Origin of the sequence: Burkholderia sp. MSMB1588 (genome assembly GCF_001546925.1) — a bacterium.
GTDB classification, from domain to species: Bacteria; Pseudomonadota; Gammaproteobacteria; order Burkholderiales; family Burkholderiaceae; genus Burkholderia; species Burkholderia humptydooensis.
This window is the reverse complement of record NZ_LNJS01000001.1, coordinates 2,951,737-2,967,346: the sequence shown is the minus strand read 5'-3', so window position 1 is coordinate 2,967,346 and position 15,610 is coordinate 2,951,737. Positions and strand designations below refer to the sequence as shown.

The window sequence follows — 15,610 nt, the reverse complement described above, 5'->3', positions numbered from 1 at the left end:
CCATGAATCCCAATCCAACCGGCGCGTCGACGCCTGCCGACAGCGAAGGCGACACCGATTTCATCGCCGTTCTCGACATCCTGATCGAAGGCCGCTGGCTGATCGCCTCGATCGCGCTCGGCTGTTTCATCGTCGGCGTCGCGTATGCGGTGCTCAGCAAGCCCGTCTATCAGGCCGACATCCTGATCCAGGTCGAGGACAGCCCCGATACGTCCGCCGCGAAGAGCCTGCTCGGCGACGTGTCATCGCTCTTCGACGTGAAATCGTCCGCGGCCGCCGAAACGCAGATTCTCGCGTCGCGGCTCGTCGTGTCGCGCGCCGTCGACAATCTGAAACTCTTCATCGACGCGAAGCCGAAGCGCTTCCCGGTGATCGGCAATTGGCTCGCGCGCCGCAGCGACGGGCTCTCGAATCCGGGCTTCGCGGGCTTCGGCGGCTACGCGTGGGGACAGGAGCGCATCGACGTCGCGACATTCGACGTGCCGCGCCCGATGGAAGGCGACACGTTCGAGCTGACGATGCTCGATGCGCGTCGCTACCGGCTCGACGGCGGCGATCTCGATCGCAGTGCGGAGGGCGTCGTCGGCAGGCTCGAACGCATTCCGGCGAAGGGCGGGGCGATCGCGTTGCGCGTCGATGCGATCGCCGCGCGGCCTGGCGCGACGTTTGTGCTCGTGCGCAATTCCCGTTTGCGAACGATCGAGGATCTGCAGGACAACCTCGACGTGCAGGAGCGCGTCAAGCAGTCCGACGTCGTCGTCGCGAGCCTGCGCGACACCGACCCCGACCTCGTCAGCAGCGCGCTCAATGAAATCGGGCGGCAATACGTCGCGCAGAACATCCAGCGCAAATCGGCGGAAGCCGCGCAATCGCTCGAGTTCCTGAATGGACAGTTGCCGGCGCTCAAGCAGCAGTTGACCGATTCCGAATCGAGACTCACGAAAGTGCGCGACGAGCACGGCACCGTCGATCTGACCGAAGAGGCGAAGCTCGTGCTCGCGCAATCGGCCGATGCGAAGACGCGCTTGCTCGAACTGCAGCAAAAACGGCAGGAGCTGATGTCGCGCTTCACGCCGAAGCATCCGGGCGTGATCGCGATCGATCAGCAGATCGCCGCGCTCGACGGCTATCGCGGCACGGCCGAGCAGCAGATCAAGCGGCTGCCGGATCTGCAGCAGCAGCTCGTGCGGCTGATGCTCGACGTGAAGGTCAATACCGATCTCTACACGGCGCTGCTGAACAACACGCAGCAACTGCAGCTCGTGCGCGCGGGCAAAGTCGGCAACGTGCGGCTCGTCGATACGGCGGCGGTGCCGGAAGTGCCCGTCAGGCCGAAGAAGGCGCTCGTCGCGCTCGCGTCGCTGCTGCTCGGCGTGCTTGCAGGCTGCGGCACGGCGGTCGGCCGCTCGATGCTGTTCCACGGCATCTCCGATCCGAACGAGATCGAGCGGCGTCTCGGCTTGAACGTCTATGCGACCGTGCCGCGCAGCGACGAGCAGCGGGCGCTGACCGAGCGCGCGAAGCGCAAGGAGCGCGCGCTGTCGCTGCTGTCCGTCGCGCATCCGGACGAACCGGCCGTCGAGAGCCTGCGCAGCCTGCGCACCGCGCTGCAGTTCGCGATGCTCGACGCGAAGAACAACGTCGTCGTGATCGCGGGTCCCGCGCCGGGGGTCGGCAAATCGTTCGTGTCGGCGAATCTCGCCGCGGTGCTGACGATGGCGGGCAAGCGCGTGCTGCTGATCGACGGCGACATTCGCAAAGGACATCTGAACGACTATCTCGGCTTCGCGCGCGGCAAGGGCTTCTCCGAGCTGATCGCTGGCTCGGCGCACCCGGACGACGTGCTGCATCGCGACGTGATCGACGGACTCGATTTCATCTCGACGGGCACGATGCCGAAAAACCCCGCGGAACTGCTGCTCAACGCGCGCGTGCCGGAGTTGATCGACGCGTTCTCGAAGCGCTACGACGTCGTCGTGATCGATTCGCCGCCGGTGCTCGCGGTGGCCGACACGGGCATCCTCGCCGCGACGGCGGGCACCGCGTTCCTCGTCGCGCTCGCGGGCTCGACGAAGCTCGGCGAGATTTCCGAATCCGCGAAGCGGCTCGCGCAGAACGGCGTGCGTCTGAGCGGCGTCGTGTTCAACGGGATCAATCCGCGGCTCGGGCAGTACGGTTACGGCTCGAAGTACGGTGGCTATCGCTACGTCGCATACGAATACGGAGCGAAGCGCGATGCATGACGAGGACACGCGGGATGGCGGACGCGGCGCCGGCCGCCCGCTTGCGCCGGCAGGCGAGCGGCGCGCGGGCGCGAACGCGGGAGCGCGACGATGATTCGCGTCCGCGATTCGATCGTGTCGCTGTGCGGCGTCGTCGCCGGGCAGATCGCGCTCTTCGGCTGCATTTCGCTGATCGGGCGCTTCCAGGGCCCGGAGGCGCTCGGCCACTTCAACTATCTGCTCGCGTTGGCGACGTTCGCCGGCACGCTGCTCGCGTGCCGCTACGAGCTGGCATGCGTGAGCGACAGTCCGGCCGATTCGTTCCACGCGTTCGTCAATGTGACGGCGCTCGGCACGGCCGTGGTCGCGGCGGGCTGTGCGGCGATCTCCGTCGCGGGTCGCGCGGACCTGTACGTCGTCGCCGCATACGGGTTCGCGGTGTTCGTCCAGCTCGCGGCGGGCGGCTATCTGAACAGTCTGAGGCGCTACGGCTGGATTGCCGCGAGCCGGATCGCCGTCAACGGATCGTTTCTCGTCTGCCTGCTCGCCGAGGCATTCGCGCCGAAGTTCGGCGCGCAGTTCGGACCGGTCGATACGTTCGACGCCTACACGACAGTCACGGTGTCGGTCGCGCTGCTGATGCTGATCGCGGTCGCGCTGCACGGCGGGCGGCGCGGCTATTCGTTCGCGGTGACGCGCGCGTTCTTCGTCGAGCACAGCCGGTTCGCGAAGTACATCCTGCCGTCGACGCTGTGCGGCTCGGTGCTGACCTATGCGCTGGCGATCGTGATTCCGCATTGGTTCGATGCGCAGAGCGCCGGCTATTTCGCGGCCGCGTATCGGCTCGGCTTCTTTCCCGTGTCGCTGATCGCACAGAGTCTGGGCGGCGTATTCCGGCGCGACGCGATGGCCGCGATGGCGAGAGACGATGCGCACGCGATGGTGCCGAAGGTGTTCGGCACGTATGCGCGCTCGCTCGCGCTGCTCGCGGCGGGCTATGCGGCGGGCGGCGCGCTGCTGTTCGGCCCGCTCGTCTCGCTTTTCTTCGGCGCGCGCTGGAGCGGCGCGATCGCGTTCTTCCAGTGCATGATCCCGCTCTTCGCATTCCAGATGATTTATGTGCCGCTGTCGCAGATCTTTCTCGCGGCGCGCGCGCAGCGCATCGATTTCCTGTTTCAGCTCGGCGCCGGCGCCGTGCTCGCCGGCGCGCTGTGCGCGGCGAAGCTCGCGGGGCTGTCGGTGCTCGCGAGCGTGCGCCTGTTTTCGTTCTCGGGCGCCGTGCTGATGATCGCCGGCATCGCGCTGACATTCAGCGTGATGAACGGCAGCGTGTCGCGTCGGCGCGCCGATGCATGACGTTTCTTCCATTTCTTCGTTGAGCGCAGATCATGATTGTCGTCGTCGTCGATTCGATGGAGCGTTACTACTTTGCCGCGCGGCTCGTGAAGGCAGTCAGGAAGGAGTTCGACTTTCTGTTCGCGACGAGCGAGCCGATCGCGCACCTGATGGCGCTGAGCGCGGGTTTTCGATCGGTCTATCTGCGGCGCGGCGCGAGCGCATCCGCCGCGCATGATGCGGCGGATGCGATTCGCTCCGATGCGTCGATCGAGGTGCTGAACGGGCAGATGACAGGCGAGCTTGCACGCGCCGATGCGGCCGCGATCTTCGCCGCGATGTGCGGCGTGTTCCGCCGTCATTTCGTCTCGCAGTGCCTGATGTGGAACGGCCAGCAGCTCGTTTGCCGGGCGGTCGCGCACGCGTGCGCGGCGCACGGGGTCCCGACGAAATTCGTCGAGATCTCGAACCTGCCGGACAAGCTGTTCGTCGACCGGCTCGGCGTCAACGCGCTGTCGTCGATCAGCCGCAATCCGGCCGTCATCGACGGCTTGCCGATGCCGACCGAGGACGAGCATCGCCGCTGGCTCGCGCGCTACGAGCAGTACAAGGCGAGGCCGCTGCCGCAGTCGCGCACGTCGTGGATGCGCAAGGCGGTGTCGGCCGTCAACTATGCGCTGAAGCTCGCTACGCTGGGCGTGGCGCGCAAACGTTTGAACACGGTGCGCGCGACGAATGGCGCGAGTGCGCCGACGCAGGCGAAAGCGCTGACGGTGAAGGAGCTGACGGCGCTGCGCTACGTGTTCCTGCCGCTGCAGGTGTCGGGCGATACGCAGATCAAGCTGCATTCGGACGTCGACAACCTGAAGGCGATCCATCTCGCGTTCGAGCACGCGGCGAACGAGAGCGCGGACCTGATCGTCAAGCTGCATCCGGCCGAGTGCGACACGGCCGTGATCGACGAGGTGGTGCGGATGCAGCGGGTCTATCACTTCGACCTCGTCACGTCGCCGACCACCGATCTGATCAAGCACGCGCATTCGGTCGTCACGATCAATTCGACGGTCGGCCTGGAGGCGCTGCTGTACGGCAAGCCGGTCATGTCGCTCGGCCGCTGCTTCTACAAGGAGTTCGATCGCGCGAGGCTGCTCAAGTACATTCATGCGTTTCTGATCGACGGCATCGATTACTTCGGCAAGGAGGACATCGCGCCGCGCGCCGCGAGAAACGTATTTTCGATGAAGCACTGACATGCGCACGACGCTGAAACGGACAATCGACGCGATCGCCGAGGATTGCAGGCGCAACGCGTTCTTCAAGACGCGCTGCGTCGTCGTGTTCTTCCGGATCGCGAACTATCTCGCGTGCCGCAGCAAGCTGACGCTCGCGCTCGGCGCGCCGGTGATCGCGCTCTACATCGTCGTCTGCGACTGGATCATGGGCATCGAGATTCCGGTCAAGACGAGAATCGGCAAGGGCCTCACGCTGTATCACGGCACGGGGCTCGTCATCAACGGCTATTGCGAGATCGGCGAGCGCTGCGTGGTGCGGCACGGCGTGACGATCGGCAACACGCTGCGGCCGGACGGCACCTATAGCGGCGTGCCGTCCGTCGGCGACGACGTCGAGTTCGGCGCGCACAGCGTCGCGCTCGGCGAGATTCGGATCGGCCATCGCGCGCGCATCGGCGCAGGCGCCGTGCTGCTGCGGGACGTGCCGGACGGCGGCGTCGCGGTGGGCGTGCCGGCGCGCGTGCTGGACAAGGAGAAAAGCGCTGCATGAAAGTATTCATCCTCCATCCGGGGAAGGCGAATTACCCGGAAATCGCCGCATACCGCGATTTTCTCGGCCAGCGCGGCTTCGACGTCCATGATGGCGACGCGAGCGCGTATGCGAGGCTCGACGGCCGAAGCGACTGCATCCTGTGGTGCATCATGGGTTTTTATCGATCGCTGCCGCCTGCGCGGTTCGTGATTCACGACTACCGGTCGCTGTCGGTCGGCAGGCTCGCGGCGATCAAGGACACGATCAAGCGCGCGCTGAACGCGAAGCCGGATCTGCGGATCTTCCAGAACGAGCGGATGCGCGACGCGATGGCGTTCCGTGACGGGACACCGTCGCTGCTGCTGCCGATGGGCGTGCCGGACTGGATCTTCGAGATCGCGAACGAATCGGCGGGCGAAGGTCCGGCCGGCCGGTTCTGCTATATCGGAGAGATGAGCCGCGAGCGAGGCTTCCACAAGGTGCTGGCCGCGTATCGCGCCGCGCCGCGCACGATGCGCGACACGCTCGTGCTCGTCGGGCAGCCGGAGCCGGAAATTCACGACGCGTTCCGGCATGTCGACGGCATCACATTCGTCGGGCGCGTGCCGCAGCGCGACGCGCTCAGGATCGTGCTGCGCTCCGACTATGCGGTCTGCTATTTCCCGTACCACCGCCCGCACTGCTTTCAGACGCCGACGAAGCTGCTCGAATACGCGGCGCTCGGCAAGAAGATCGTCTGCAACGACGCGCCGTCGAATGTCGACGCTGTGAAGGCGCTCGGCATCCGCTCGCACGTCACGGGCGCGTCGATATTCGACGAGCTGCTGCCGCTCGCGCAACTGCGCGCGGAAAGTAACGATCCCGCGCGGCTGAGGCGTCTCGGATGGACGGCCGTGATCGCGCAATCGGGCGTGCTCGCCCGTCTCGAGGCGGTTTCGTCGATGCGAGGTGCGCGATGACGATCGATGGCGTCGGCATGCGGGGGCGCGATGCACGGTCGGAGGGCGATTCGCAGGTCTACGCAAAGACCAACGCAAAGGCCGACGGCCATGCGCGAATGAAGATCGTGCAGATCCTCGAATCGAGCGCGACGGGAACGTTATCGATGGCATGCCTGATCGCGAACCGTCTTGCGCGCGACGGACACGACGTGCACGTCATTCATTCGCTTCGGCCCGACACACCCGCGGACTTTCACGCGCTGTTCGATGCGACGGTCAAGCTGCGCCACATCCAGATGAAGGGCGTGCCGCTGCTGCCGATGTTGCTCGAATTGCGACGCACGTTGATCGGCATCGGGCCGGACATCGTGCATCTGCATTCGTCGTTTGCGGGATTCCTCGGAAGAATCGCGTCGCTGTTCGCGTTGCGCGATGCGGCGTTCTTCTACAGCCCGCACTGCATCTCGTTCATGCGCCGCGACATTTCGGCGCTCAAGCGTTCGGCGTTCGTCGCGCTCGAACGGATCGCGTGCGTGAAGCGGTGTCTCTACGTCGCATGCTCGGATAGCGAGCGCGACGCGGTGCGCGCGCATTTGCGGCAGCCGGTGGTCGTGGTCGAGAACGCGGTCGGCGCGATGCCCGCGCCCGCCGCCGACGAGCAGGAAGACGCGCGCGAGCCGATGTTTCGGATCGTGACGGTCGGCGGCATTCGCGTGCAGAAGAATCCGCAGCTCTTTGCCGAGATCGCGTGCCGCCTGCGCGGCTCGCGCATGCGCTTCACGTGGATTGGCGACGGCGATGCCGCGCTCAAGGCGCAATTGCGCGAAGCCGGCGTCGAGGTCGCCGGCTGGCTTGGCCGCACCGAAGTCGTCGCGCGATTGCGGCGCATGGACGTATATTTGTCGACGTCGTCGTGGGAGGGCATGCCCGTGTCGGTCATCGAGGCGATGCTGCTCGGCTTGCCCGTCGTCGCGTCGGCGTGCGCGGGAAACGTCGACGTCATCCGGCACCTGCAAACTGGCGCGATATTTCGCGGCGCGGACGACGCGGTCGAGCTGCTCGCGTCGATCGACCGCGATGCCGTGCTGCGCGCGCGGCTCGCGAGCGCGGCGAGAAGGGAAGCCCGCGAGCGCTTCGGCGAAGAACGTTTTTTCCGGCAACTGGCGCGGGTCTATGCGTCGCGGCTCGCGCGCCCATCATGAGGATTCGCCGTCCCGAGCGCGAGCCCGCCGCATGGAATCGGTGCGCGGCGCGCACGGGACGGTCCATTTGGAGATTTGACCTATGAACGTAGCAATCAGCCCCGGCGTCACGGCCGGCAACGGCCTGCCTTTCGTGCTGTTCGGCGGAGTCAACGTGCTCGAGAGTCTCGACTTCACGCTCGACGTGTGCAGCGAATACGTCGCGGTGACGCGCAAGCTCGGCATTCCGTTCGTGTTCAAGGCGTCGTTCGACAAGGCGAACCGCTCGTCGATTCATTCGTACCGCGGCGTCGGGCTCGACGAAGGCCTGAAGATCTTCGCCGAGGTGAAGGCGCGCTTCGGCGTGCCGGTGATCACCGACGTGCACGAGATCGAACAGGCGGCGCCCGTCGCCGAAGTCGCCGATGTGCTGCAGGTGCCCGCGTTCCTCGCGCGCCAGACCGATCTCGTCGTCGCGATCGCGACGACGGGCAAGCCGGTGAACGTGAAGAAGCCGCAGTTCATGAGCCCGACGCAATTGAAGCACGTGGTGTCGAAATGCCGCGAGGTCGGCAACGATCGCGTGATTCTGTGCGAGCGCGGCAGCTCGTTCGGTTACGACAATCTCGTCGTCGACATGCTCGGCTTCCGGCAGATGGCCGAGACGACGGGCGGCTGCCCGGTGATCTTCGACGTCACGCACAGCCTGCAATGCCGCGATCCGCTCGGCGATGCGTCGGGTGGCCGGCGCCGGCAAGTGCTCGATCTCGCGCGAGCGGGTGTCGCGGTCGGCATCGCCGGGCTCTTTCTCGAAGCGCATCCCGATCCCGACCGCGCGCGCTGCGACGGGCCGAGCGCGCTGCCGTTGCATCTGCTCGAAGGCTTCCTGTCGCAGATGAAGGCGATCGACGATCTCGTCAAGCGCATGCCGGCGCTCGATATCCGATGAGCGCGTCCGCCTATCGCGGCGCGATTCGGCTCGTGCTGTTCGACGTCGACGGCGTGCTGACCGACGGCCGGCTGCATGTGACGGGCGACGGCGAGTTCATCAAGAGCTTCCATGCGAAGGACGGCATTGCGGTTGCGCTGCTGCGCGCGCACGGCATTCGCAGCGGCATTCTGTCGGGGCGCCACAGCGAGGCGCTCGCCTGGCGCGCGCGGCAGCTCGGCTTCGACGTGTTCGTGTCGGGCTGCGACGACAAGCGCGCCGGCTACGCGCGCATCAAGTCGGAAGAGACGCTCGCCGACGATGCGATCGCGTACGTCGGCGACGACGTGAATGATCTGCCCGTGATCGATTCGGTCGGCGTCTCGTATGCGCCCGTCGACGCGCACGCGCTCGTCAAGCGGCGCGTCGATTACGTCGTGTCGCGCGGGGGCGGCGAGGGCGTGGCGCGCGAAGTCGCCGAGCACGTGCTGTTGCGCTCGGGGCTGTCGCTCGACGACGCGTATCGGCCGCTGCTCGATCAATGGGCTCGGCATGCCGCTGCCCAATGACATCCCAACACATCTTCATCGCCGTGGACGGCTCCCAGATGAACCATCACAACTATCTCGATTCCGCACGGCAAGTCTTCGACATCGAATCGCGCGCGCTCGCGGGTCTTTCCGCGCGCGTCGACGAATCGTTCGGCGACGCGGTCGACGCGATCCTGCGCTCGAGCGGCCGTGTGGTCGTCTGCGGCATGGGCAAATCCGGGATCATCGGACGAAAGATTGCGGCGACGCTTGCGAGCACCGGAACGCCGAGCTTTTTCATGCATCCGGGCGAGGCATATCACGGCGATCTCGGCATGGTGACGTCGGCCGACACGTTTCTCGCGATCTCGTACTCGGGCGAGACCGACGAAGTGATCAAGCTGATTCCGTTTCTGAAGAGCAACCGGAATTATCTCGTCGCGTTGACGGGCAATGCGCGATCGACGCTCGCGCAGGCGGCGCACAGTCATCTCGACGCCGGCGTCGAGCAGGAAGCGTGTCCGCTTCAGCTCGCGCCGACGTCGTCGACCACCGCAGCGCTCGCGATGGGCGATGCGCTCGCCGTCACGCTGATGAAGGCACGCGGCTTTCGCCCGGAGAACTTCGCGCGCTTCCATCCGGGCGGCTCGCTCGGCCGGCGTCTGTTGTCGAAGGTCGACGACGAAATGGCCGCCGACGATCTGCCGTTCGTCGACGAACGCGCGCCGGCGATCGACGTGCTGCAGGCGATGACGCGGGGCCGGCTCGGGCTCGCGATCGTGCGGCGTGAAGCGGGCTTCGGGATCGTTACCGACGGCGACGTCCGCCGCGCAGTCGAGGCGCATGGGGACACGCTGTTCCGGCGCACCGCGTCGGACCTGATGTCGAAGGATCCGGCGATGGTGCCGCTCGGCACGCGCGTAGAAGATGCGTTGCTGATGATGGAGACGCGGCGCATCAACGCGCTGCTCGTATTCGACGGCGGGGACGTCGTCGGGGTGTTCAAGAAGTAGGGGGATGCGGGGCGACGGACGAATCGGTGCGAAGCCGGTTCCTCCATCTCGTCGCGGTTTGTTCGTTGAATGCCGGCGGCGCACGAACCGCGCGCGCGTCGCTTGCGCGGGCAGCCGCGAGCGACGCATGCCGCTAATCGTCACGCATGCATGCGCCGTTCGCGTATGGCGCGCGCGACGTGCTACGCCGCGACGAGTTCCGGGAAACGCTCGCTCAGATACTGCTCGAATTCCGTTGCGACTTCCGGGTGGCGCAGCGCGAACTCGACGGTCGCCTTCAGATAGCCGATCTTGCTGCCGCAATCGAAGCGCCTGCCGTCGTAACGATGCGCGAGCACTTGCTCGTCCTTCAGCAGCGATTGCAGCGCGTCGGTCAATTGCAGTTCTCCGCCGGCGCCGGGCTTGAGCGCGCGCAGATGATCGAAGATGCGCGGTGTGAGCACATAGCGGCCGACGACACCGAAATTCGACGGCGCGGCGGCGGGCTCTGGCTTCTCGACGATGCCCGACAGCTTGAAGAGATCATCCTCCCAGCGCTTGCCGTCGATCACGCCATACGACTTCGAATCTTGCGGCGCGATCTCTTCGACGCCGATGACCGACGTGTGATAGTGATTGAACACGTCGATCATCTGCCGCAGCACGGGCGGGCGGCCGTCGAGCAGGTCGTCCGCGAGGATGACGGCGAACGGGCTGTCGCCGACGAGTTTCTCCGCGCATAGCACCGCATGGCCGAGCCCGAGCGCTTCGGCCTGGCGCACGTAGAAGCAGTCGACGTGACGCGGCTTGATGCCGCGCACGAGCGACAGCAGCTTTTCCTTGCCGCGCGCTTCGAGCTCCGCCTCGATCTCATACGATTTGTCGAAATGATCCTCGATCGCGCGCTTGCTGCGGCCCGTGACGAAGATCATCTCGGTGATGCCCGCGGCGATCGCTTCCTCGACCGCATATTGAATCAGAGGCTTGTCGACGACCGGCAACATTTCCTTCGGGCTCGCTTTCGTCGCGGGCAGAAAGCGGGTGCCGAGGCCGGCAACGGGGAATACGGCTTTTGTGACTTTCAGCATCGGGCGTCGAACCTTCCATCGAAGACGTTAAACGTTTGCGTGCGAGCCGGCGGCGCGTAACTGAATATGAGCGATGCCGGCGATGCACACGCGGTAAAGCGATGGTAGGGCTGTTTGAATTGTTTGGTTACGCTAAATATAGGTTCAATCGGACAGGCTACTCACGATGCCGATTCGATCAACCGTCGATGGACGCACGTGCGAAGAGAAAGCTGCGGACATCCATGATGTTTGCGATGAGCGCGCCCGGCGCTCGGTGTAAGCGCGTCGCGTCGCGTCCAACTTGGAGCGAAAAAAAGGCCCGCCCGCAACGGCGCGCGCAGGCAGGCCAATTCCGAGTGATCGGAAGGTTCGCCGCTCGGGGGGAGCGGCTGGCCGGGAGCGAGTATGAGGGCGGACGCGCGAGCGCGCCTATCGTTCTGTCCGATTCGGCGTAGCAATTGACCGATGGCTACTGCAAGTCGATCGCGGATCGAGAGCCGATGCGAGACAGACGAGGCGCCCGTGGCGTCCCGGTCGATGCCAGTGAGGCTCGCGCGCGTGATGGCGCGGCGTGCGCGCGTTTGCGGATCGTCATTTGGCGGAATGCGGCGGGATTATGTCGGATGGGCGCGGCATGCATGCGTTAGTCTGCGCGGGCGAATGCGCATCGGGCAGGCGAGCGCGTTTGCGAGAACGTTTGCGGACATACGCGTTCGTCATCGAAACGGGGCAGACATGGAAGAAGAAACAGACGTGCTCGAGGAGATTGCGGAATTCAATCGGCGGTATCTCCGGCTCGCCCGACGTTTGCTGTGCGAGGACAACGAACGTACCCGGACAATGCTTGGCATCTCGAACGAGTTGGCGATTTGGCTCGATACGTTGACGCCGGCTCAACTCGAACGGCTCATGGACGGCGGCGAACTCGTTTGCCAGTTTCGTGCCGACGCGATGCCTGGGCGGGCGTGAGCCGATTCGATCGGCGAAAGGAGAACCGGGGTTGCGCTGGGACTTCGTCGGGTGTCACCAATGCGCACGTGCATGCGCGCTCGCAACCCAGCCAGCCCCGATCGTTCGCGATTTCGCCGCTTCGTATGGCGTAGGTCATGATGCGAGCGATTGCTCGCGCCGAGACTTGCCCGATCGCGGGGCGACCATACGCGAAAAATGGCTCTCAGCCAGTCCCCACGCTTCGGCCGTGAAGTCGCTCGTGCGCATATCCGTTGCGAACGTCGATGGCCGTGCCGTCGCTCGCACTTCGATTGCAGTTCCGGCTACGAATAGTCACCGTATCGACGCAATTGCATCGAAGTGTCGAGATCGGCGTTGATCCGCTGAAATCGAATCGCGTCGCGCCAGTGGGTGCGCTCGCCGCACAAGAGTCCGCGCAACAATCGGACGGCAGTCATGCCATGCGGGGGACGCGTGAACATGAATCGATTCGTGCCGGCAGGTATCGCGTTGATCGAAGGCGGGCTGATTGCGCTTGCGCTGGCCGTGGCCGCTTATGTCATACGCCGGGCGACGTTTGCGATCGAGGCGATGTGAACCGGAAAGGGCGGGGCGGTTGAGCGCGAAGCAGAGATTCGTTCGAGCGCGCCGTGTCGACGTGTCGAGTTGCGCCTCGCTCATGGGGCGGGCATCTCGTTGCGGCGCGCCGGCGTTTGCGGCGATGTGGATCGGGGCGACAGTGCGCGCGCCCGTTGACGTTGCCTGTTGATGCGAGGCGGACGTGAAGTGGCGCAGTTTGCCTTGCGTTGCTTGTCGTCGATGTCGCGGGGGCGATGTGCATCATCGGGCGTTGCTGACGCCTCGACTCGGCACAGACGACGCAGACACGAAAAGGGCCCGGCGCGAACGCCAGGCCCTCGATGTCTTTGGTAGGCCGTACTGGATTCGAACCAGTGACCAACGGATTAAAAGTCCGCTGCTCTACCAGCTGAGCTAACGACCCAAAAGAGGCAAAATTATAGCGGCCGCCCGGTGGGAATGTCAACCCATCGATCGGCCGCGTCGCACGCCGTCACTTGATCGCGTCCAGCTTGCTCTGTGCCGTTTCAGCCGCATTCGAGCCGGGGAACTGCGACACGACCTGCGCGAAAGTCTTCTTCGCGGCTGCCTTCTGGCCTTGTTCGAACTGATTGGTGCCGATCGCGATCAGCGCATCCGCCGCGCGGGGATGCTGCGGATAGTTCTTCACGATGCCTTGCCACGTCGCCGTCGACCCCTTGTAGTCGCGCAGCGCGTACTGCGCGTTGCCGAGCCAGTATTGCGCGGTCGGCTGATAGGGGCTTTGCGGGTACTTGGCGATGAACGCGCGGAACGAAGCCGCGGCGTCCTTGAAGTTACCGTTGCGGAACTGCTGCGACGCCGCGTTGAACGCGTCCGTTTCACCCGGCTGCACCGTGCCTTCGACGCCATCCACCGTCGTCTTCTGCGGCTCGAATTTTTTGAGCCGCGCATCGAGATCGGTGTAGTACTCCTTCTGTTGACGCTCGAGCGTCGTCAGACGGTTCGTCAGATCCTCGTTCTCGCCGCGCAGCGTCGCGACCTGCTGGTTCAACTGGTCGAGGCGGTTGGTCTGATCGAGGATCGTGCGTTGCGCGGCGCCGAGCTGGTTCGCGAGGCTGTCGGATTTGCTGCGCAAATCGAGCACCGCACGGCGTGCCTCGTCGTCATCGAAGAGGCCTGCGTGCGCCGGCGCGGCCGCGAGGGCCGCACCTGCCACGCACAGCGCGGCGGCCGTGCGCAGCCAGGAAAAACGGTGCGTCATACAGCGATTCTTCCGTTACTTACTGTTGATAGACGAGGTCTGCGCGGCGGTTCTGCGCCCACGACTCTTCGTCGTGGCCAAGCGCGACCGGCTTCTCCTTGCCGAGGCTCACGGCTTCCATCTGCGCATCTCCGACGCCGAGCAGCGACAGCGCGCGACGTACCGCTTCCGCACGCTTCTGGCCGAGCGCGAGGTTGTACTCGCTCGTGCCGCGCTCGTCGGTATTGCCCTGGATCAGGATGTGGCGCTGCGGATGGCTCTTCAGGTATTGCGCGTGTTGCTGCAGCAGTGACTGATACTGGTCCTGCACCGAGTAGCTGTCGAAATCGAAGTACACGCTGCGCTTCGCGAGCGGGCTGTTCGGATCGTTCAGCGGATCGACGGTCACTTGCGCGACGTTTTCGGGATTCGGTTGCGTGCTGACCGCGCCGCCCTGGTTCGCGTGCTCGTCGAGCTTCACGCCCGACTTACATGCGGCGAGCGCACCGATCATCAGCATCGCGAACGCCAGACGAAGTTTCTTCGACATCATGGTTACTCTCCTTGTGGTCATTGCATGAAGGGCCCCCAGGACGGCTCGCGGATCGCGCCGCCCTGAACGGACAAGATCTGCGGCGGCGCGCTGCCGTCGGACGGAACGGCAGCCAGCACGCTGCGGCCCCCCGATTGCGTAGCGTACAGAATGTACTGACCATTCGCCGCGAAGCTCGGCGATTCGTCGCGCGTCGTGTTGGTGACGGCGTTCGCCGCACCCGTTTGCAGATCCTGAACGTACAGCTTGAAGCCCCCGCCCGTGCGCGAGATGTACGCAAGCAGCTTGCCGTCCGGGCTGATGCGCGGACTCGTATTGTAGCTGCCGGTAAATGTCACGCGCTGAGCGGCGCCGGCGCTCTCGCCTTCGGCGGGCATCCGGTAGATTTGCGGCGCACCGCCGCGATCGCTCGTGAAATAGATCCACTTGCCGTCAGGAGAGTAGAACGGCTCGGTGTCGATCGAACTGCTGCGCGTCAAGCGGCGCAGCCCGGTGCCCGTCGAGCTGACGGAATAAATCTGCGTATTGCCCGTGAGCGACAGCGCGACGGCAAGCGTCTGGCCGTCCGGCGACCACGCGGGCGCGCTGTTGTTGCCTTTCTGATTCGAGATCACGTAGCGGCGGCCCGTCGGCAGATCGTGGATGTACACGACGGGCTTCCTCAGCTCGAACGACACGTACGCCACCTTCGTGCCGCTCGGCGACCATGCGGGCGAGATGATCGGCTCCTTGCTCGTCAGCGCGGGGATCGCGTTCTGGCCGTCCGAATCGGAGATCAGCAGCTTGTAGACGTTGCCCGTGCGCTGCACGTACGACAGGCGCGTATTGAAGACACCGCGCACGCCGAGCAGTTTCTGGTAGATGTAGTCGGCGATCTTGTGGCCGGTCTTGCGCATCCCCTCGTTGTCGTTCGACGTCGTGAGCGACAGCCCTCCGAGGCTTTGCTGCTTGATGGTGTCGTAGAGGATGAAATTGACCTTGTACTGGCCGTTTGGCTCGCGGTTCACGCTGCCCGCGACGAATGCGTTCGCGCCTTTCGCCTTCCACGCGCCGAAATCGACCGACGCCGTTTCCGGCACGGGCGTGCTGCCTGCATCGACGTTGGAGAATTTGCCGCTTCTCGCGAGGTCGGCGCGCACGACCGACGTGACCTGCTGCGGCAGGCTCGCTTCATTGACGAAATTCGCGGTGGCGATCGGAAACTGGGTGGAGCCGACGCCCGTGATCAGGACGTTCACCTGCGCGTGGGCGGCGCCCCCCGCGGCAATCAGACACGAGGCCACGAGTGCCCTGAAACCTAGCTTCGTCATCAAACTCATGCTTCTTGTTCCCGTATGTACGC

The 15,610-nt window shown here is 65.1% G+C and carries 14 protein-coding genes and 1 tRNA gene; 10 read left to right on the top strand and 5 right to left on the bottom strand.

The features are described from left to right. Positions 1–2 precede the first annotated feature (2 nt). The 9 genes from WS92_RS25275 to WS92_RS25235 all read left to right on the top strand — a co-directional run bounded on the left by WS92_RS25275 (position 3) and on the right by WS92_RS25235 (position 9,914). The gene (locus WS92_RS25275) at positions 3–2,243 is read left to right on the top strand and encodes a polysaccharide biosynthesis tyrosine autokinase (RefSeq protein ID WP_059930917.1); all 2,241 of its coding nucleotides are present in this window, start codon (positions 3–5) and stop codon (positions 2,241–2,243) included. 90 nt (positions 2,244–2,333) lie between these two features. Beyond that, positions 2,334–3,578, top strand: coding sequence for a lipopolysaccharide biosynthesis protein (locus WS92_RS25270; protein ID WP_059930915.1), 1,245 nt, complete (start codon positions 2,334–2,336; stop codon positions 3,576–3,578). A gap of 32 nt (positions 3,579–3,610) precedes the next feature. Further along, on the top strand, positions 3,611–4,807 hold the full coding sequence (locus WS92_RS25265; protein WP_059930913.1) for a capsular polysaccharide export protein, LipB/KpsS family: 1,197 nt from the start codon (positions 3,611–3,613) through the stop codon (positions 4,805–4,807). A gap of 1 nt (position 4,808) precedes the next feature. Beyond that, complete coding sequence (locus WS92_RS25260; protein WP_015601554.1) at positions 4,809–5,339, top strand: serine O-acetyltransferase; 531 nt, start codon at positions 4,809–4,811, stop codon at positions 5,337–5,339. Then, complete coding sequence (locus WS92_RS25255; RefSeq protein ID WP_059930911.1) at positions 5,336–6,280, top strand: glycosyltransferase; 945 nt, start codon at positions 5,336–5,338, stop codon at positions 6,278–6,280. Before WS92_RS25260 ends, WS92_RS25255 begins: the two co-directional genes overlap by 4 nt. Further along, entirely contained in the window at positions 6,277–7,464 is a 1,188-nt protein-coding gene (locus tag WS92_RS25250) for a glycosyltransferase (protein ID WP_059930909.1), read from the top strand. Before WS92_RS25255 ends, WS92_RS25250 begins: the two co-directional genes overlap by 4 nt. Positions 7,465–7,546: 82 nt before the next feature. Further along, positions 7,547–8,392, top strand: a complete 846-nt coding sequence (kdsA, locus tag WS92_RS25245) for a 3-deoxy-8-phosphooctulonate synthase (RefSeq protein ID WP_059930907.1) — start codon at positions 7,547–7,549, stop codon at positions 8,390–8,392. Beyond that, positions 8,389–8,940 (top strand): KdsC family phosphatase, encoded by a 552-nt coding sequence (locus tag WS92_RS25240; protein ID WP_015601800.1) that lies wholly within the window; start codon positions 8,389–8,391, stop codon positions 8,938–8,940. Before kdsA ends, WS92_RS25240 begins: the two co-directional genes overlap by 4 nt. A 38-nt stretch (positions 8,941–8,978) precedes the next feature. Then, entirely contained in the window at positions 8,979–9,914 is a 936-nt protein-coding gene (locus WS92_RS25235) for a KpsF/GutQ family sugar-phosphate isomerase (protein WP_059930905.1), read from the top strand. 182 nt (positions 9,915–10,096) lie between these two features. Here the strand turns inward: WS92_RS25235 and galU are convergent, their stop codons facing one another. Continuing rightward, positions 10,097–10,981, bottom strand: coding sequence for a UTP--glucose-1-phosphate uridylyltransferase GalU (gene galU, locus WS92_RS25230; protein WP_015600755.1), 885 nt, complete (start codon positions 10,979–10,981; stop codon positions 10,097–10,099). A 717-nt stretch (positions 10,982–11,698) separates the two neighbouring features. Between galU and WS92_RS25220 the strand changes: the two genes are divergently transcribed. After that, a complete protein-coding gene (locus tag WS92_RS25220; protein ID WP_059930902.1) occupies positions 11,699–11,932 on the top strand; it encodes a flagellar transcriptional regulator FlhD in 234 nt (77 codons plus the stop codon). Between the two features lie 909 nt (positions 11,933–12,841). Here the strand turns inward: WS92_RS25220 and WS92_RS25210 are convergent. The 4 genes from WS92_RS25210 to tolB form a co-directional block, all read right to left on the bottom strand. Beyond that, positions 12,842–12,917 (bottom strand) — tRNA-Lys (locus tag WS92_RS25210). 69 nt (positions 12,918–12,986) lie between these two features. Next, on the bottom strand, positions 12,987–13,736 hold the full coding sequence (ybgF, locus tag WS92_RS25205) for a tol-pal system protein YbgF (RefSeq protein ID WP_059930897.1): 750 nt from the start codon (positions 13,734–13,736) through the stop codon (positions 12,987–12,989). Between the two features lie 19 nt (positions 13,737–13,755). Next, positions 13,756–14,268, bottom strand: a complete 513-nt coding sequence (gene pal, locus WS92_RS25200; RefSeq protein WP_059930896.1) for a peptidoglycan-associated lipoprotein Pal — start codon at positions 14,266–14,268, stop codon at positions 13,756–13,758. Between the two features lie 17 nt (positions 14,269–14,285). Continuing rightward, complete coding sequence (gene tolB / locus WS92_RS25195; RefSeq protein ID WP_009913444.1) at positions 14,286–15,587, bottom strand: Tol-Pal system beta propeller repeat protein TolB; 1,302 nt, start codon at positions 15,585–15,587, stop codon at positions 14,286–14,288. Between the last annotated feature and the right edge of the window lie 23 nt (positions 15,588–15,610).